The organism is Streptomyces californicus, assembly GCF_000717645.1.
Taxonomy (GTDB): domain Bacteria; phylum Actinomycetota; class Actinomycetes; order Streptomycetales; family Streptomycetaceae; genus Streptomyces; species Streptomyces californicus.
Map to the genome: position 1 here is coordinate 166,980 of NZ_JNZZ01000016.1, position 17,231 is coordinate 184,210.

16 protein-coding genes are annotated in these 17,231 nt (G+C 73.4%); 8 read left to right on the forward strand and 8 right to left on the reverse strand.

The genetic code is table 11. The features are described 5' to 3' along the window. Positions 1 to 78: 78 nt before the first annotated feature. Positions 79 to 891: a VOC family protein gene (locus IF19_RS0121195; protein ID WP_030116906.1), complete on the forward strand. Its 813-nt coding sequence runs from the start codon at positions 79 to 81 to the stop codon at positions 889 to 891. 15 nt (positions 892 to 906) lie between these two features. Here IF19_RS0121195 and IF19_RS0121200 read toward each other — a convergent pair whose 3' ends face one another. Next, positions 907 to 1,446, reverse strand: a complete 540-nt coding sequence (locus tag IF19_RS0121200; protein WP_030116905.1) for a DUF6328 family protein — start codon at positions 1,444 to 1,446, stop codon at positions 907 to 909. A 274-nt stretch (positions 1,447 to 1,720) separates the two neighbouring features. Here IF19_RS0121200 and IF19_RS0121205 point away from each other — a divergent pair, with 274 nt between their 5' ends. Next, positions 1,721 to 2,101, forward strand: coding sequence for a VOC family protein (locus IF19_RS0121205; protein WP_030116904.1), 381 nt, complete (start codon positions 1,721 to 1,723; stop codon positions 2,099 to 2,101). Positions 2,102 to 2,177: 76 nt separating this feature from the next. Here IF19_RS0121205 and IF19_RS0121210 read toward each other — a convergent pair whose 3' ends face one another. After that, positions 2,178 to 2,675, reverse strand: a complete 498-nt coding sequence (locus tag IF19_RS0121210) for a GNAT family N-acetyltransferase (RefSeq protein WP_030116903.1) — start codon at positions 2,673 to 2,675, stop codon at positions 2,178 to 2,180. Between the two features lie 231 nt (positions 2,676 to 2,906). Here IF19_RS0121210 and IF19_RS0121215 point away from each other — a divergent pair, with 231 nt between their 5' ends. Both IF19_RS0121215 and IF19_RS1000000138385 read left to right on the forward strand, forming a co-directional pair. Beyond that, entirely contained in the window at positions 2,907 to 3,482 is a 576-nt protein-coding gene (locus IF19_RS0121215; protein WP_030116902.1) for a hypothetical protein, read from the forward strand. A 317-nt stretch (positions 3,483 to 3,799) separates the two neighbouring features. Beyond that, a complete protein-coding gene (locus IF19_RS1000000138385) occupies positions 3,800 to 4,213 on the forward strand; it encodes a hypothetical protein (protein WP_223857839.1) in 414 nt (137 codons plus the stop codon). A gap of 103 nt (positions 4,214 to 4,316) precedes the next feature. Here the strand turns inward: IF19_RS1000000138385 and IF19_RS0121225 are convergent, their stop codons facing one another. Then, complete coding sequence (locus IF19_RS0121225) at positions 4,317 to 5,114, reverse strand: tyrosine-protein phosphatase (RefSeq protein ID WP_030276717.1); 798 nt, start codon at positions 5,112 to 5,114, stop codon at positions 4,317 to 4,319. A 123-nt stretch (positions 5,115 to 5,237) separates the two neighbouring features. Beyond that, positions 5,238 to 5,750 carry an SHOCT domain-containing protein gene (locus IF19_RS0121230; RefSeq protein WP_030116898.1) on the reverse strand — a complete coding sequence of 171 codons (513 nt, stop codon included), beginning with the start codon at positions 5,748 to 5,750 and terminating at the stop codon, positions 5,238 to 5,240. A gap of 269 nt (positions 5,751 to 6,019) precedes the next feature. Here IF19_RS0121230 and IF19_RS0121235 point away from each other — a divergent pair, with 269 nt between their 5' ends. Genes IF19_RS0121235 through meaB form a run of 3 tightly spaced genes read left to right on the forward strand, consistent with a single transcriptional unit; the run spans position 6,020 to position 11,130 of the window. After that, positions 6,020 to 7,882, forward strand: coding sequence for a methylmalonyl-CoA mutase family protein (locus IF19_RS0121235; RefSeq protein WP_030121188.1), 1,863 nt, complete (start codon positions 6,020 to 6,022; stop codon positions 7,880 to 7,882). Then, positions 7,882 to 10,107: a methylmalonyl-CoA mutase gene (scpA, locus tag IF19_RS0121240; protein WP_030121187.1), complete on the forward strand. Its 2,226-nt coding sequence runs from the start codon at positions 7,882 to 7,884 to the stop codon at positions 10,105 to 10,107. Before IF19_RS0121235 ends, scpA begins: the two co-directional genes overlap by 1 nt. 12 nt (positions 10,108 to 10,119) lie before the next feature. After that, positions 10,120 to 11,130, forward strand: coding sequence for a methylmalonyl Co-A mutase-associated GTPase MeaB (gene meaB, locus IF19_RS0121245; RefSeq protein ID WP_030116895.1), 1,011 nt, complete (start codon positions 10,120 to 10,122; stop codon positions 11,128 to 11,130). Positions 11,131 to 11,301: 171 nt separating this feature from the next. Here meaB and IF19_RS0121250 read toward each other — a convergent pair whose 3' ends face one another. The 3 genes from IF19_RS0121250 to IF19_RS0121260 all read right to left on the reverse strand — a co-directional run bounded on the left by IF19_RS0121250 (position 11,302) and on the right by IF19_RS0121260 (position 14,694). Beyond that, entirely contained in the window at positions 11,302 to 13,059 is a 1,758-nt protein-coding gene (locus tag IF19_RS0121250) for an immunity 49 family protein (protein WP_030116894.1), read from the reverse strand. Positions 13,060 to 13,198: 139 nt separating this feature from the next. After that, complete coding sequence (locus tag IF19_RS0121255; RefSeq protein ID WP_030190088.1) at positions 13,199 to 13,858, reverse strand: MSMEG_1061 family FMN-dependent PPOX-type flavoprotein; 660 nt, start codon at positions 13,856 to 13,858, stop codon at positions 13,199 to 13,201. A 44-nt stretch (positions 13,859 to 13,902) separates the two neighbouring features. Then, positions 13,903 to 14,694: an ABC transporter ATP-binding protein gene (locus tag IF19_RS0121260; protein WP_030116892.1), complete on the reverse strand. Its 792-nt coding sequence runs from the start codon at positions 14,692 to 14,694 to the stop codon at positions 13,903 to 13,905. A 149-nt stretch (positions 14,695 to 14,843) separates the two neighbouring features. Between IF19_RS0121260 and IF19_RS0121265 the strand changes: the two genes are divergently transcribed. Next, positions 14,844 to 15,851, forward strand: a complete 1,008-nt coding sequence (locus IF19_RS0121265; protein WP_030116891.1) for an ABC transporter substrate-binding protein — start codon at positions 14,844 to 14,846, stop codon at positions 15,849 to 15,851. Positions 15,852 to 15,926: 75 nt separating this feature from the next. Here the strand turns inward: IF19_RS0121265 and IF19_RS0121270 are convergent, their stop codons facing one another. Beyond that, entirely contained in the window at positions 15,927 to 17,096 is a 1,170-nt protein-coding gene (locus tag IF19_RS0121270) for a M20 family metallopeptidase (protein WP_030116890.1), read from the reverse strand. Between the last annotated feature and the right edge of the window lie 135 nt (positions 17,097 to 17,231).

A 17,231-nucleotide genomic window follows, 5' to 3' on the forward strand; every position in this document is an offset into this window, starting at 1 on the left:
CCGGGCGGGGCGGTCGACGCTGGTTGCTGGACCGCAGCGGCCGGGCAGGACGCCGCTGCCCGGAGAAGGCAGTGGACGATGACCGGAAGCGATCCCCGTACGGCCTCCTCGGCGGCTCCGCTGACCGGACCGGCCGCGCCGTGCTGGGTCACCCTGATGACCCGGAACCTGGAGAGGGCCCAGCGGTTCTACGGGCAGGTGCTGGGCTGGTCGTTCCGGCCGGGGCGGCTCGGTGCGGACTTCTCGGTCGCCTTCCGGGGCCAGATCCCGGTGGCGGGGCTGTTCGCCGTCTCCTCCGCCTACCAGGTCGCGGTGGCGTGGACGCCGTACTTCGCGGTGGAGGACGCGAACGTCGCCGCGTCCCGGGTGCGGGAGCGCAGCGGCACCGTGGCCGTGGGGCCGCTGACGCTCGGGAAGGGGCGCGGGGTGCTGGCGTCGGACCGCGACGGGGCGTCCTTCGGCCTCTGGCAGCGCACCGAGCCCTCCACGTCGCCGCCGGCCCCGGCCGACCACGCGCACGCCTGGCTGCGGCTGCGGACCCGCGACGCCTTCGACGCGGCGATCTTCTACGGCGAGGTGCTCGACTGGGCGAGCGGGCGCCCCGGGGCCTGCGACGTGGCCTACGAGGGCGACGAGGTGATCGTGCGGTGCTCGGGGCATCCGCTGGCCCGGATCAGCTCGGGGGCCGTGGAGGCCGCGGCCGATCCGCTGGTGCGCCCGCACTGGCAGGTGCAGTTCCCGGTGGCGGATCTGGCGGCGACGGTGGCCGCGGCCGAGGAGCACGGTGGCGCGCTCGTCGAGGACCGTACCGGCTTCGGGGGTACGGAGGTCGCGCTGCGGGACCCGGACGGCGCGCTGTTCGCCGTCACCGACGTGCCCAGTCCGGCCTGACCGGCGCGCGGCCGGTCAGGTCCGGCCGGAGGCGCCGGTCGCGCCCGCCTCGTCGTCCGCCTCGTCCTCGCGCGGGCCGGAGCGCCCCTTGGCGATGGCCCAGAGCGGGAAGAGGAACCAGCAGGCCAGGAACCACAGGGCCATCACGCCGACCAGCCACAGGGCCACCTGGTTGTGCAGGGCGACGCGCATGATCAGCAGCAGCGTCGAGCACATCGTGCAGAAGAGCAGCACCAGGCCGAGGACGGTCATCCGGGAGGCCCAGATGACCGTCTGCGGCTTCATCCGGCGGCCGGTCAGGAGCCGGTGGTAGGAGACGGGGCCGATGAGCGTCGCGGCGGTCGCCGCTCCGAGCATCACGGTCACCACGTAGATGTCCCGGTCGACATGGGCCAGGTCCTCGAACCGGGACTGGAAGACCACAGCGAGGAGGAAGCCGAAGAGGATCTGCACCCCGGTCTGCGCGACGCGCAGTTCCTGGAGGAGTTCGGTCCACTGCCGGTCCGCCCGCTCCTCCTGGGTCTCTTCCCGGCCTCTGCCATGGGTCTCCGACATCGACGCTCTCCTTCTTCTCCGCACGACCGGGCACACTGGCACACCCGTTCGACCTGGGGCTACTGGTGCCCAGGAGGAGCACGGCCAACCCCACCGCGTGCGGGCCGCCGCATCACACGCGCACCCGTCGGTTCCGCGTGTGCCCAGACGTCCGGTGAAATCGCGCGCGGGAACGTCGACGGCCCTTTAGGATCACCGCAGGGCATCGCGCGTCGGTCACCGTCCGGGTGAGGCGTGGAGGTGGCCCGTGAGATGCCCTTGGAGGCATTCCACCGTGTCGGTCGAGTTGAATCACACCATCGTCCATTGCCGGGACAACCGCGAGTCCGCCGCCTTCTTCGCGGACCTGCTGGATCTGACGGTCGGGGAGGAATGGGGCCCGTTCGTCCCGGTCGTCCTCGCCAACGACGTCACTCTGGACTTCGCGACCGTCCCCGCCGCGTCGATCGCGTCGCAGCACTACGCGTTCCTGGTCTCGGAGGCGGAGTTCGACGCCGCGTTCGCGAGGATCCAGGCGCTGGGAATCGAGTTCTACGCCGATCCGCAGCGCACGCTGCCCGGCGAGATCAACCGCAACGACGGCGGCAAGGGAGTGTACTTCCCCGATCCCAGCGGCCACTGGCTGGAACTGATCACCCGTCCGTACGGCGGCTGAACGGCCTTCGGGACAGACCGACGGTACGGAGAGAGGGCCCGGTCGCCACACGCGGCCGGGCCCGCGCCGTGCGGGTTCAGCCGACCCGGAGCAGGAGTTCGGGCCGGTCCCACCGCACCGCGGGCGGATCGGCCCGGACCGTGCCGACGGGTTCGGCGCCGATGCTCCGGTAGAAGCCCTCGGCGGGCGGGTGGGAGACGATCCGGACGCCCGCGAGCCCGGCGGCACGGGCCTCCTCGCGCAGATGGGCGGCGAGGAGACGGCCGATGCCGCGCCCCTGGGCCTCGTCGGCGACGAACATCAGGTCCAGCTCGGGCGGGTCGAGGACCAGCGCGTAGAACCCGAGGACCCGGTCCGTCGTGTCGTCCGCGGCGACGAAGACCCGGTGCGCCTCGATGTAGTCGGGCCCGACCCGGTAGCCCTCGACCATCGACGCGTACGGTCCCTCGTACGCGCGCGAGGTGCGGACCACCCGCGTCAGCCGCCCGGCGTCGCCCGCCGCGGCACGGCGGACCGTCACGCCCGGGCTCCGCCGGGCGCGTCCGCCCCACCGTCCTGACCTGTGCGTTCCCATACGGCGAGTATGCGCCACGGTGCCGCGGTGCGGCCGGGCGGGCCGTCCTTCCCCGCTCCGGCGGCGCCCGGTCGCGTCCGGACCGAAGCGGGCTGCCTCGAACAGCGATCCGGGGGTACACGAACTCCTGCACGCAGCCCGGCGACTGTCGCCGGGCCCGGACCGAGAGGGGCTGACCACTGTGCGACAGCAGAGCTACGTACCGGCCGACGAACGTTGGGGGCGGTAGCCGTGACGACAGCGATCATCATCGTCGCCGTGGTCGTCGTGGCGGCCATCGCCGCGTTCCTGCTGCTGCGCGGGCGCACGGCCGGCGGCCGGGGACTGCGCAGCCGTTTCGGACCGGAGTACGACCGGGTCGTCGCCCGGCACGGCGGTGACACCAAGGCGGCCGAGCTGGAGCTCGACGACCGGGTGAAGCGGCACGGTCACCTCGAACAGCGCCCGCTGACCGAGGAGGCCCGCGCCCGCTACGCCGCCCGCTGGGCGAGCGCCCAGGAGCTGTTCGTCGAGTCGCCGGAGCGTTCGCTGGCGGAGGCCGACACGCTGCTGGCCGATCTGTCGCGGGAGCGCGGCTTCCCGGCGGGCGACGACTTCGACGAGCGTACGGACGCGCTGTCGGTGCACCACGCCGCACACGTCCAGGGCTACCGGCGGGTGCACTCCGCGGGGAGCGGGCACGCGAACACCGAGGAGATGCGGGAGGCACTGATGGATGCCCGCGGTCTCTTCGAAGCGCTCCTCGCGGACGGCGGGTCGCAGCGTGAACACGGCAACGGGCATCTCGTGAAGGGACACGGCGCATGACGCAGGCACCGAACGACAGGACGAACCCCGCCGGCGGCCCCGGCCTTCCGGAGGGCGCCGGGCCGATCGACACGGGTACGCCCGTCCGGCGGCCGGCCGCGTCCGAAACGGCTCCGAGGACCGTCACGGGCAGGGAGAAGGCGGCGGAGCCCGCGGCACCGCCCGCCGCTCCGGCTCCGGGCACCGGGTCCGGGCCCCACTCCCCCGCCCCGCACGCACCCGGTCCCGCGACCGACACCCAGCCCCCGCACGCACCGGGGTCCGCGGCCGACGGCGCCGCACCGCCCCCGCACGCCCCGGAGCCCGGGACCGGCCCCATGACGCCGGACGCGGGCGCCCCGGTCCCCCTCGACCACACCGGGGCGACGGACCCGAGGACCGCGACCGGCCCGGCAGCCCCGGGCAGCGGTCCGGGCGCCGCGCACGGCCGCGCCGAGGGGGGCGCACGCGGCGGACACTCCCTGTTCGCCCCGGAACAGCGGGAGGCGTTCGCCGCCCGGATCCAGCAGGCCGTCACCGGTTTCGTGGAGGACCCGCACCAGGCCGTCCGGGACGCCGACGCCACGTTCGAGGAGGTCGTCGCGGACCTCGGCGCCGCCCTCCAGGAGCGCGGCCGGAAACTGCGTGCCGGGAAGGGCGAGGACGCCACGGGCACGGGGGCGGAGACCGAGGACCTGCGGATCGCGCTCCAGCACTACCGGGACCTGACCGAGCGGCTCGTCCACCTGTAGGGCGCGTCCGCCGCTGTCCGGAGCGGACGAAGGGGCCGGTGCGGCCAGGGGATTCCTGGCCGCACCGGCCCCTTCGCGCGGTCGGGGGCGGCCGGCGTCCGGCTCAGCCGCTGATCACCAGGCCCTCGCGCAGCCGCTCCAGTACGGCGCCCGGCACGCGCAGTCCGTCGCGTACGTAGCCCTCCAGGCCGCCCCACCGCTCGTCCATGGCGTCGAGGGCCGCGTCCAGGTAGCGGGGGCGGACCTCGATGACGGCCGCGGCGACGGCGGGGTCTCCGCCGCCGTCGAGGAACCGCGCCACCTGCGGGGCGAACGCCGCCCGTACGGCGGGGTTGACGCCGAGGAAGTCCGCGCGGACGGTGGCGCGAGGCGCCCCGAGGATCATCAGCAGCACGGCGGCCGCCCAGCCCGTGCGGTCCTTGCCCGCCGTGCAGTGGAAGAGCAGCGGGCGGGCGCGGGGGTCGGCGGCGGTCTCCAGGAAGGCCCGGTAGGCGGCTGCCGCTCCGGGCGAGAGGACCATCTTGCGGTAGGTGTCGGCGAACAGTTCCTCGGCGCGGCCTCCGCCGAGCGCCCGCCGCGCCCCGTCCGGGTCGGCGAGCAGGGATCGCAGACGGGAGGGCGCGACGCCCGGGTGGTCGCCGAGCACGTCGGCGACGAAGAGCCGGGAACGGTGCGGCAGCCGGTCCGGGGCCCAGCGGCGCTCGTCCGCGGTGCGCAGGTCGACGACGGTGCGGATGCCGAGCGCGGCGATCGCCCGGTCGTTCTCCGGGTCCAGTTCGCTGAGCTGGCCCGAGCGGAACAGGGCGCTCTGGCGCACCCGGCGGTCACGGCTCAGGGCGATGCCGCCCAGGTCGCGCAGATTGACAACGGTGGAGGCCACAACGGTCCGGGCGGTCTGCACGATGAACTGCCTCTTTCCCCGGGGGAATCCGGGAATCGCACGGGTCGGGATCGGCGTCGAGCGTCGGATGACGGCGTCGCGCCCGGGAGCGGCGCTCTGGCGTCCCGGCGGCGTCGGACCGGGTCAGTCGGACAGGAGTCTGGTCTTCTGCTCCACGAACTCCTCGTCGCTGAGGATCTCGCGCTTCCACAGGTCGGCGAGGCGCTCCAGCCGGTCGATGATGTCGTCACCGGCCGTCTCCTCGGCCCCGTCCCCGGAGCCGAGGCGTTCGTGGGCGACGAAGGAGCCGCCCGCCTCGCGGACCGCGCGGGCGGCCTCCGTGGTCCACAGGTCCTCCCGCACCACGATCGCGGCGGTGTCGCCGGGCGGCACACTGCCGTCGATCCGGTCGAGGTCGCGCGGGGTCAGTGCCACGGCCTCGCCGCCGTCCGGGTCGGTGGGGACGACTCCCCCGGCGTCCAGGTCCCGCAGCGGCACCTGGGCCGGCGCACCGCCCCCGGTCCGCCGGACGAAGGCCAGATCGGCGGGGCGTACGGCTCCGGACGCGACGGCTCCGGCGAGCGCGGGGGCGATCGTCCCGGTGAAGCCGCTGCCGGGAAAGGCGATGACGAGGTACTCCACAGGTCCGACAGCCACGGTCGCGTCCTCTCCGTGTCCCGGCGGCCGCGGGCGCGCCGGGGTGGATACGGGCATTCCAGTAATCACATAACAAGTCGGGAAACTCAGCACATAATATGCATCACCGGTCTGATTCATTCCGATGTCGCGGCCCGTCGTGTTGCCCGTCACCCGGCGGCCGAACCGGTTACGCGACCGTGTGTAAAGGATCAAGTGCATCTCCGCGAGGGCAAGGTCACAGCCCGTGCCCCTGCTGCTCGTTCCGCGCCCTGCCCTAGCATCTGACCATGACGGTCCAGCCTGCTGACGGGCTCTCTCCGGCCGCCGCGTTCCCCGACCCCTCCCATGACCAGTGGCAGAGCCTCGTCGAAGGCGTACTGCGCAAGTCGGGTAAGGAAGTCTCGGGCTCGGCCGCCGAGGACGCCCTGTCCACCACACTGGAGGACGGGCTCACCACCCGCCCTCTCTACACCGCGAACGACGAGTCTCCCGACACCGGCTTCCCCGGCTTCGCCCCCTTCGTACGGGGCAGCAGGGCCGAGGGGAACGCGGCGGGCGGCTGGGACGTGCGCCAGCGCCACGCCCTCACCGACCCCGCCCGGCTCAACGAGGCGCTGCTCGGCGACCTGGAGAACGGGGTCACCTCGCTCTGGCTCGGCGTGGACGGCCCGGCAGGCGTCCCCGTCGAGGGACTGGCCCGGGCGCTGGACGGGGTGTACCTGGATCTCGCGCCGATCGCCCTCGACGCCCCGGCCGACCTGGACGGCGCGGCGAGCGAACTGCTGCGGCTGTACGAGGAACGGGGTGTCGCCCGGCACGAGGCGCGCGGCACGCTGGGCGCCGACCCGCTCGGCCACGAGGCGCGGACGGGCGTCGAGGCGGACCTCGCCCCGGCCGTGCGCTGGGCCCAGCGGTGCGACGCGGAGTACCCGGAGCTGCGGGCCGTCGCCGTGGACGCGCTGCCCTATCACGAGGCGGGCGGCTCGGCCGGGGAGGAGCTGGGGCTCTCGCTGGCGACGGGCACCGCCTACCTGCGGGCGCTGACCGGTGCCGGGATGAGCGTGGAGGCGGCCTGCGGGCAGCTGGAGTTCCGTTACGCGGCCACCGCCGACCAGTTCCTGACGATCGCCAAGCTGCGCGCGGCCCGCCGGCTGTGGGCGCGGGTCGCCGAGGCGTCCGGGGCCCCCGCCGCCGGAGCGCAGCGGCAGCACGCGGTGACCTCGCCGGTGATGATGACGCGCCGCGACCCGTGGGTGAACATGCTGCGCACCACGCTGGCCACGCTGGGCGCGGGGGTGGGCGGCGCGGAGTCCGTGACCGTGCTGCCGTTCGACCACGCACTGGGCCTGCCCGACGCGTTCGCGCGCCGCATCGCCCGCAACACCTCCACGATCCTCATCGAGGAGTCGCACCTGGCCCGGGTCGTCGACCCGGCGGGCGGCTCCTGGTACGTGGAGCGGCTGACCGACGAACTGGCCGCCGCCGCTTGGGCGTTCTTCCAGGAGACCGAGCGGGCGGGCGGCTTGCCCGCCGCCCTGCGCTCGGGGATGGTCGCGGAGCGGCTGGCCGCCACCTGGGCGGCGCGCAGCGCGAAGCTGGCCCGCCGCAAGGAGCCGATCACCGGGGTGAGCGAGTTCCCGATGCCCGGCGAGCGCGCGGTGGAGCGGGAGCCCGCGGCCGACCCGTACGCCGGGGCGCCCGGCGGTCTGCCCAGGGTCCGTCGCGACGAGGCGTTCGAGGCGCTGCGTGCCCGGTCGGACGCGCACCTCGCGGCGACCGGGAGCCGTCCGAAGGTGTTCGTGGCCGCGCTCGGTCCGGCCGCCGCGCACACCGCGCGCGTCTCGTTCGCCGTCAACCTCTTCGGGGCGGGCGGGATCGAGGCGGTGCACGAGCCGGTGTCGGTGGACGCGCACACGGCCGGCGACGCGCTGAAGTCCTCCGGGGCGTCGGTCGCCGTGCTGTGCTCGTCGGACGCGCTCTACGCCGAGCAGGCGGCGCCGGTGGCCGGTGCGCTGAAGGCGGCGGGCGCCACGCGGGTCTTCCTCGCCGGCCGGCCCGGCGAGTACGCCGACGTCGACGCACACGTCTTCGCGGGCTGCGACGCGGTCGCCGTTCTCACCTCCGTACTCGACCGTTTGGGAGTGGCGTGATGCCGACCTCGCCCACGGACCGGACATCCTCCGTTCCCGATTTCTCCGACGTTCCGCTCGTCTCCGAGGCGCCCGCGGCCGGTTCGGCCGAGGAGTGGCTGGCGGCCGTGACGAAGGCCGCCGACGGCGCCGAGGCCCCGCTCTGGGAGACGCCCGAGGGCATCACGGTCAAGCCGCTCTACACCGGTGAGGACCTGGAGGGCCTGGACGCGCTGCACAGCTATCCGGGCATCGCCCCGTACCTGCGCGGGCCCTACCCGACGATGTACGTCAACCAGCCCTGGACGATCCGCCAGTACGCCGGATTCTCGACGGCCGAGGAGTCCAACGCTTTCTACCGGCGCAACCTCGCGGCCGGGCAGAAGGGCCTGTCGGTCGCCTTCGACCTGCCCACCCACCGGGGGTACGACAGCGACCACCCCCGGGTGACCGGTGACGTCGGCATGGCCGGGGTGGCGATCGACTCCATCTACGACATGCGTCAGCTCTTCGACGGCATTCCGCTGGACCGGATGTCGGTGTCGATGACGATGAACGGCGCGGTGCTCCCCGTGCTGGCGCTGTACATCGTGGCCGCCGAGGAACAGGGCGTGCCGCCCGAGAAGCTGGCCGGGACCATTCAGAACGACATCCTCAAGGAGTTCATGGTCCGCAACACCTACATCTACCCGCCAACGCCCTCGATGCGGATCATCTCCGACATCTTCGCGTTCACCTCGCGGAAGATGCCGCGCTACAACTCCATCTCGATCTCCGGCTACCACATCCAGGAGGCCGGGGCGACGGCCGATCTGGAGCTGGCGTACACGCTGGCCGACGGGGTGGAGTACCTGCGCGCCGGGCGTGAAGCGGGCCTGGACGTCGACGCGTTCGCGCCCCGCCTGTCGTTCTTCTGGGCGATCGGGATGAACTTCTTCATGGAGGTCGCCAAACTGCGGGCGGCCCGGCTGCTGTGGGCGCGCCTGGTCAAGCAGTTCGACCCGAAGAACCCCAAGTCCCTCTCACTGCGCACCCATTCGCAGACGTCGGGCTGGTCGCTCACCGCGCAGGACGTGTTCAACAACGTGACGCGCACGTGTGTGGAGGCGATGGCGGCGACGCAGGGGCACACCCAGTCGCTGCACACCAACGCGTTGGACGAGGCGCTGGCGCTGCCCACCGACTTCTCGGCGCGGATCGCCCGCAACACCCAGCTCCTGCTCCAGCAGGAGTCGGGCACCTGCCGGGTCATCGACCCGTGGGGCGGCAGCGCGTACGTGGAGAAGCTGACGCGGGACCTGGCGGAACGGGCCTGGCAGCACATCGAGGAGGTCGAGGCGGCCGGCGGGATGGCGAAGGCCATCGACGCGGGCATCCCCAAGCTCCGGGTGGAGGAGGCGGCGGCGCGGACGCAGGCGCGGATCGACTCCGGCCGGCAGCCGGTGATCGGCGTGAACAAGTACCGGGTGGAGAGCGACGAGCAGATCGACGTGCTCAAGGTCGACAACTCCTCGGTGCGCACCCAGCAGATCGAGAAGCTGCGCCGGCTGCGCGAGGAGCGCGACGAGACGCGGTGCCAGGAGGCGCTGCGGGCGCTGACGGCCGCCGCCGAGCGCGACCCGGGCCCGGACCTGGAGGGCAATCTGCTGGCGCTGGCGGTCGACGCGGCGCGGGCGATGGCCACGGTCGGCGAGATCTCGGACGCGCTGGAGAAGGTGTACGGGCGGCACGCGGGCCAGATCCGTACGATCTCCGGTGTGTACCGCAAAGAGGCAGGAGAGTCCCCTTCCGTGGACCGGACCCGCGCGCTGGTCGACGCGTTCGAGGAGGCGGAGGGCCGCCGGCCGCGCATCCTGGTCGCCAAGATGGGCCAGGACGGCCACGACCGGGGGCAGAAGGTGATCGCCACGGCCTTCGCCGACCTGGGATTCGACGTGGACGTCGGTCCGCTGTTCCAGACGCCGGGCGAGGTGGCGCGGCAGGCGGTCGAGGCCGACGTGCACATCGTGGGCGTCTCCTCGCTGGCTGCGGGGCACCTCACGCTCGTACCGGCGCTGCGCGAGGAGCTGGCCGCCGAGGGCCGGGAGGACATCATGATCGTGGTGGGCGGGGTGATTCCGCCGCAGGACGTCGAGGCCCTGCACGAGGCGGGCGCCGCGTCGGTCTTCCCGCCGGGGACGGTGATCCCGGACGCGGCCCACGACCTGGTGACGCGGCTCGGCGCCGCGCTCGGCCACGAGCTGTGAGCCGCTGACCGGATGGCTGCCAAGATCGACATCGACAGTTATGTGCAGGGAGTGCTCGACGGGAAGCGGGCGTTCATCGCCCGCGCGATCACGCTCGTCGAGTCGACGCGGGCCGAACACCGGGTGCTGGCGCAGGAGTTGCTGAGCCGGCTGCTGCCGCACGCGGGGGCGGCCCGGCGGATCGGGATCAGCGGGGTGCCGGGCGTGGGCAAGTCCACGTTCATCGACGCGCTCGGCACCATGCTCACGGGGCTCGGCCACCGGGTGGCGGTGCTGGCGGTCGACCCGTCCTCCAGCCGTACGGGCGGCTCCATCCTGGGTGACAAGACCCGGATGGAGCGCCTGGCGGTGGATCCGGCCGCCTTCGTCCGCCCCTCCCCCACGGCGGGCACGCTGGGCGGGGTGGCGAAGGCGACCCGGGAGTCCATCGTGGTGATGGAGGCGGCGGGGTACGACGTGGTGCTGGTGGAGACGGTGGGCGTCGGGCAGTCGGAGACGGCGGTGGCCAACATGGTCGACACGTTCCTGCTGCTGACGCTGGCCCGTACCGGAGACCAGTTGCAGGGCATCAAGAAGGGCGTCCTGGAGCTGGCGGACGCCATCGCGGTGAACAAGGCGGACGGCCCGCACGAGCGCGACGCGCGTTCGGCGGCGCGCGAACTGGCGGGCGCGCTGCGGCTGATGCATCCGGCGGACGCCGCGTGGACGCCTCCGGTGCTCACGTGCAGCGCGCGCGAGTCGCTGGGGCTCGACACCCTGTGGGACCGGCTGGAGCAGCACCGTACGGTGCTGGAGTCGACCGGCCGGCTGGCGGCCAAGCGGCGCGACCAGCAGGTGGACTGGACCTGGTCCATGGTCCGGGACGAGCTGCTGGACCGGCTGCACAGCCATCCGGCGGTGCGGAAGCTGGCGCCGGAGCTCGAACAGCGGGTCCGGGAGGGCACGTTGACGGCGACGCTGGCGGCCGAGGAGATCCTGGGCGCGTTCCGCGACGGTACGTCCCACGCGGGCGGGGCCGGCTGAGCGCGTCGGCGCGACGCGTGCCGTGCGTACCGAGGGGCCCGTGGCGTACCACGGGCCCCCTCGGCTCGTTCCGATGCCCCGCGCCGGGCGGTGGGGGCGTCGCGTGGGGCGGGCCGCCCGGTCGGCCGCGGCCGGTCACGTGCGCGGCGCCGGAAGGTTTCGCCCGCGCGTTCAGAAGGGTTCGGCCGCCTGCAGAAGCCCCTTCGGGAGGTACGCGGAGTCGACGCGGATCTCCCAGCCGCGACGGCGGGCGTGACAGGCCAGGGCGAGGGCGTCGAGGTCGACGGCGGCGTCCGGGTCGTCGGCCCGGTCGGCGACCTGGTAGTGGGCGCGGTGGGCTTCGAGCGCGTCGGCCAGGGCCAGGTTGAAGCTCTCCTCGTCGCCTTCCACGAGCTGCGACAGCAGGACGGCCGGCGGCATCGCCCAGCCCCAGTCCCTGGCCTTCTCGGCCTGGCGCAGGGCCTGTTCGGCCGCGGCTTCGCAGTCCGTACCGGTGAGGTAGGCGTGCAGGGCCTCGCGGTAGGCGCTGAAGGCGGAGCCGTCCGGGGCGGTGTACGTCGGGCCGGTGAGGACGAGGGGCGCGAGGTCCTCGCGCGAGCCGGTGATGAGGGCGAAGGCGGTGGCGGTGTGCCAGGGGCCCGGTCCGGTCTTCTCGCCGCGCTGGGCCCGGTAGCGCAGGGGACGGCCGTCGATGACGACCTCGACCTCGGCGCCCGGCTCGGCCCGCGCGACGCGGAACAGCGCCGCTCCCATCTGCGAGGCGAGGCGGACGTTGCGGAGCTGCTCGTCCGTCACCGTGCCGGAGACGCCCGAACGCCACTTGAAGAGGCGCTCCTGGTCGCCCATGGCGCGCCCGAGCCGCCAGAGGGCGTGGGGCTCCTCGCCGCCGGCGGCGAGAAGCTCCGTGACGTGCTCCTCGTACAGGGCCTCGGCCTTCAGGTGCACCGTCCAGGAGAAGGCCGGCCGTTCCACGGTCAGCGGGCCCGCCGCGAGCGCGGCCACCGCGTCCGGCCGCCGGTCCCGGCCGAGTCCGGCGACCCGCGGGCCCCGGGTCTCGAAGCCGGTGACCAGGGCGTGCGGGAGGTAGTCGGTGCGGACAGCGGGCGACCAGCCCAGCGTCCGGTACGCGAGGGCGGCGAGGGCCAGGGGGACGAGCGGGAGGAGGCTGCCGGGCGTGGCGGAGGCGCTGTGCAGCGCGGCGTGCCGGGTCAGGAGGTCGGCCAGTGCGGTGTCGAAGGCGTCCCGGTCCTCCGCGGCCAGGGCGCGCAGCGCGTGCAGCGCCGCACCGCCCGGCCGGGCGGGCAGCGGCTCGCCGGTCTGCTCGGCGCGGGCGCGGACCCGGTCCAGGGCGGCGTCCACGGCGGCGAGCTTGGCCGCGGCGCTCGGCGGGTAGTCCTCCTCGTCGCCCGTGTCGTCCAGGACGACGGCCATCAGCCCGGTGGCGAGTTCGCCGACGGGGGTGCCCCGGGTCTGTTCGACGAACTTGTCCCGGGCGAAGCGGAACGCCTCCCCGTGCCAGGAGGCCCGGTCCCTGAGCACCGCGAGGCAGAGCGCGTCGGTCCACTCCCCGGCCGTGACGCTCTCCTCGGGGGCGTCCTCGCCCCGGTCGTAGCTCATGCCGAAGTTCACGTAGTCCAGGAAGACCTGGAAGCCGCAGTGGGGGTGGTAGGCCGCGTAGGCGACGGCGCCGGCCGCCGCCTCGGAGGCGTCCTTGAGGACGGCCCTGGCCTCCGCCGTGTCCAGGTCGGGCGTCTCGACGGACAGGGCGCCCAGATAGTCCAGGAACTCGTCGGCGATCGCCTGCCACGCGTAGGTGCTCATGCGCCCGCCCTTGGACATGGACCGCACCTGACCGCCGATGCGGTGGGCGAAGTCCTCCCTGGCCGCCGACACGGCGGCCCCGGACACCTGATGACGTTCTACGCGCATGACGACTGCCCCGCTCCTTGATCGAACCTGGGGGACAGCCTAGGGAATCTCCCCCGCGTTCCGGCCACGGGCACTTCGGGTGCTGGACCTTCGGGCCGCCGAGCTTCGGCCGCCGGAGCCGCCCGGCGGCCGGACCGCCTTACTCGTAGCGGTACTTCAGCGATTCCGCCTCCGTCCGCTCGATGTCGGCGATCGTCAGCTCCGGCATCCTCAGCTGGGCCAGCGTCACTTCGGCGGAGGTCGGCTGGGCGTCCGCCGGCAGCCACTGCTCCGGCTTCCACGCCCCGCCCCGCATGAGGGACTTGGGGCAGTGCGGGTAGACCTCCTCGATCCCCACGACCAGGGCGGCGGCCGGAGGCTTGCCCACGGCGGTCAGCCGGTCGAGCAGCTCGGGGCGGGTGGAGACGCAGGCGCGGCCGTTCACCCGGAGCGTCGTGGTGCGGCCGGGGACGAGGAAGAGGAGTCCGGCCCGGCCGGTGGCGATGACGTTCTGGAAGGTGTCCAGGCGCTTGTTGCCGGTCGCGTCGGGAATCGCCACCGTGCGGGAGTCCAGGACGCTGACGAATCCGGCGGGGCCGCCGCGCGGTGAGACGTCGCAGTTCCCCTCGGCGTCGGCGCTGGAGATCAGGACCAGCGAGGAGCAGGCGATCAACCGCCGGGTCTGGTCGGTGAGTTCGGTCATCTGCTTGCGTACGGCGGCGGCACTGGGCAGTTCGTAGGCCCGGCGCAGCGCCTCCTGGTCCGAGAGGGCGTCGGTTCGGAGCGAGTCGAAGGCACTGCCGGCCAGGGATGTCGTCATGCGCCAGACCCTAACGACCCGGCCGACGCGCTCCCCCGCCCGGGTCAGACGCCGACGGCGGGCACGCTCACCTTCGGCACGACGACCGGTGCGCCGTCGGAGGCCGCGGTGAGGATCTCCGCCTCGATGCCGTACAGCTCCTGGACCAGCGCGGCGTCCACGGTCTCCCGGGGCGGGCCCGAGGCGACGATCCGTCCGGCGCGCATGGCGACCAGGGTGTCGGCGTACCGCGCGGCCGCGGCGAGGTCGTGGACGACCATGACGATGGTGCGGCCCTGCGCGGCGACCTCGCGCACGAGGTCCAGGACCTCGACGGCGTGGCCGATGTCGAGGGCGCTGGTGGGCTCGTCGAGCAGCACGACGGGGGTCTCCTGGGCGAGGGACATGGCGAGCCAGCAGCGCTGGCGCTGGCCGCCGGAGAGCTGGTCGAGGCGGCGTCCGGCCAGAGCGGCGGTGCCGGTGGCCTCCAGGGCGCGGGTGACGGCCTCCTCGTCCTCGTGGGACCACTGGCGGAACAGGCCCTGGTGCGGGTGGCGTCCGTACCGCACGAGGCCGGCGACGGTGACCGCCTCGGGGGCCTGCGGGGCCTGCGGCAGGAGGGCGATGCGGTGGGCCGCGTCGCGCTGGCGCATCTTCCAGACGTCGGCGTCCCCGACGAAAACGGTGCCGGAGCGCGGCTGGTGGAGGCGGGCCATGGAGCGCAGGAGGGTCGACTTGCCGCAGCCGTTGGGGCCGACGATCGCCACGACCCGGCCGGAGGGGACCGTCAGATCGACCTGGTCCACGGCGGTATGACCGGCGTATCCAGCGGTGAGCTGTTCGACACGGATTTCCACGGGGACCGGCCTTTCCGAAGGATTTGGACACCACTTTGCCCGATGTGGCTAAAGTAAGGCTAACCTTAGCTCGCTTGCGAGCCGACGGGCGCATCCACGCGACCGTACGGCCGTCGCCGCTTCATGTCCCGTTGAATCCGGAGCCCTTGATGAACCTGCACCGCCGCCCCGCCCGCACCGCCGCCCGAAGAGCCGCTCAGGCCGTCGCCGCCCTCGGGGCGGCCACCCTGCTCCTGACGGCCTGCGGCTCGGACTCCGACTCGGGCAAGCCCTCCGGGGACAAGGCGGGCAAGGCGGACTCCGCCTCCTCCGCGACCCGTACGGTCAAGGACGCCACCGGCAAGGCCGTGGAAATACCCGCGCAGCCGAAGCGCATCGTCACACTGACCCAGGAGGACCTGGACGCGGTGCTGGCGCTGGACATCGAGCCGGTCGGCATCACCAACGGGCAGGGCCTGGACAAGCCCCCGGCCTACCTCGCCGACAAGGTCGAGGGCGTCAACATCGTCGGCAACCTGCTCCAGCCGGTGATGGACAAGGTCGTCGCCGCCAAGCCCGACCTGATCCTCGCCGGCGACATGCAGGACGAGCAGGTGCTCAAGCAGCTGCGGGAGATCACTCCGGCCACGCTGGTGACGATGGCGCCGACCGACGACTGGAAGCTGTTCTTCCGGGGCGTCGGCAACGCCGTCAACAAGCTCGACGCGGCCAACAAGTTCATCACCGACCACGAGGCCGCCGCCAAGGCGGCCGGGGAGAAGCTCGGCGCGAACAAGGGCGCCGAGGTCTCCATCGTCCGCTGGAACCCGGACGGCCCGAGCTGGATGGAGAACAAGCAGTTCGCCAGTGGCGTCGCCCTGGAGATGGGCCTGAAGCGGCCCGCGTCGCAGAACAAGGACGGCAACGCGCACACCCCGTCGCTGAGCCTGGAGAAGATCAACGAGATCGACGGCGACTGGCTGTTCCTGTCGACGCTGACCTCGGACGGCGAGAAGGCGCTCAATGACGTCCAGTCCAAGCCCGCCTACAAGGAGCTGGGCGCCGTCAAGAAGGGCCACGCGGTGACCGTCGACGGTTCGGTGTGGTCGACGCGCGGCGGCCCGCTCGCGGCGGACGTCGTCCTGAACGACTACGTCAAGGCGCTCTCGGCCAAGTGACCTCCGGGTGACGGCGACGCCGTGCGGCCCGGACCGGATGCCCCCGGTCCGGGCCGCACGGCTTCGGTCCCGCTGTCAGATCCTGGCTGCCGCGAAGTCGGCCGCCGTCCACGCCATGCCCACCGCCCCGTCCAGCAGCGCCTGTTCGGCCGCCGGGGAGAGCGCCGCCTCGGCGAACGCGGCCTCGTGCGGCCCGCAGGCACCGCCGCTGATGTCGAGCACCGGGTGGATGGAGGGCACCGCGTGCGAGACGTTGCCCATGTCGGTGCAGGCGAACGGCGGGCGCTCGACCGGTTCGGCGCGGCCGAGCTCCCGGGCGTTGGCACTCCAGAGGCCGATCAGCTCCGGATCGCCCCGGAAGTCGAGGTAGTCGGGTTCGGGGCGCTCCAGCTCCACTTCGCAGCCGGTGGCGAGCGCCCCGGCACGGAAGCAGTCCTCGACCCGCTGCCGCAGCTCCCGCAGGTCCTCGGCGGCCAGGGCCCGGATCTCGTAGGTGGCGGTGGCCCGGTCGGGTATCGCGTTGGGCGCGGTCCCGGCAGCCGTGGTGATGCCGTGCACCCGCCACTGCGCGGGGAGTTGCTGGCGCAGCAGGCCCAGGGCGACCTGGGCGACGGTCAGCGCGTCGGCGGCGTTGCGGCCCTCGTGCGGGTTGAGGCTGGGGTGCGCGGCGCGGCCGGTGTACGTGACGTCGAGGGTGCCGAGCGCGAAGGAACGGAAGTCGGCCATCTCGAACGGGCAGGGGTGCACCATCATCGCGGCGTCCACCCCGTCGAACGCACCGGCGTCCAGCAACAGCGCCTTGCCCGCGCCCCGTTCCTCGGCCGGGGTGCCGATCACGCGTACGGTCAGGCCGAGTTCGTCCGCGTACGGGGCGAGGCCGAGGGCGGCGCCGACTCCGGCGGCGGCGATGAGGTTGTGTCCGCAGGCGTGGCCGAGGCCGGGCAGGGCGTCGTACTCGCAGGCGATGGCCACGGTCACGGGCCCGGAGCCGATGGTGGCGCGGAACGCGGTGTCCAGGCCGTGGGCGGGGGCGGTGACGTCGAAGCCGTGTGCGGCCAGGAGTCCGGCGCACCGCGCGGCCGACCTGTGCTCCTCGAAGGCGGTTTCGGGCTCGGCGTGCAGGCTCCGGCTCAGCTCCAGCAGAGCCGGGGCGTGACCCTCGACCGCCTCCCGCACGGCGGCCCTGAGCGTGCGCGACCGCTCGTCGGCCGCCGTCTCCGGGTGAGGGACTGCGGGGACGGTCATGGGTGCTCCTTGCGTTCTGGACCGGCTCGGGGCGGTCGCCTGCACTGCCGGAAATAGGTTAACTTAGCCTTACCTAAGTGTGCGCCGTGGGCTCAACAGCCCGGTGTCCGTTGTCCTTCAGGGGAGTCGTCACCC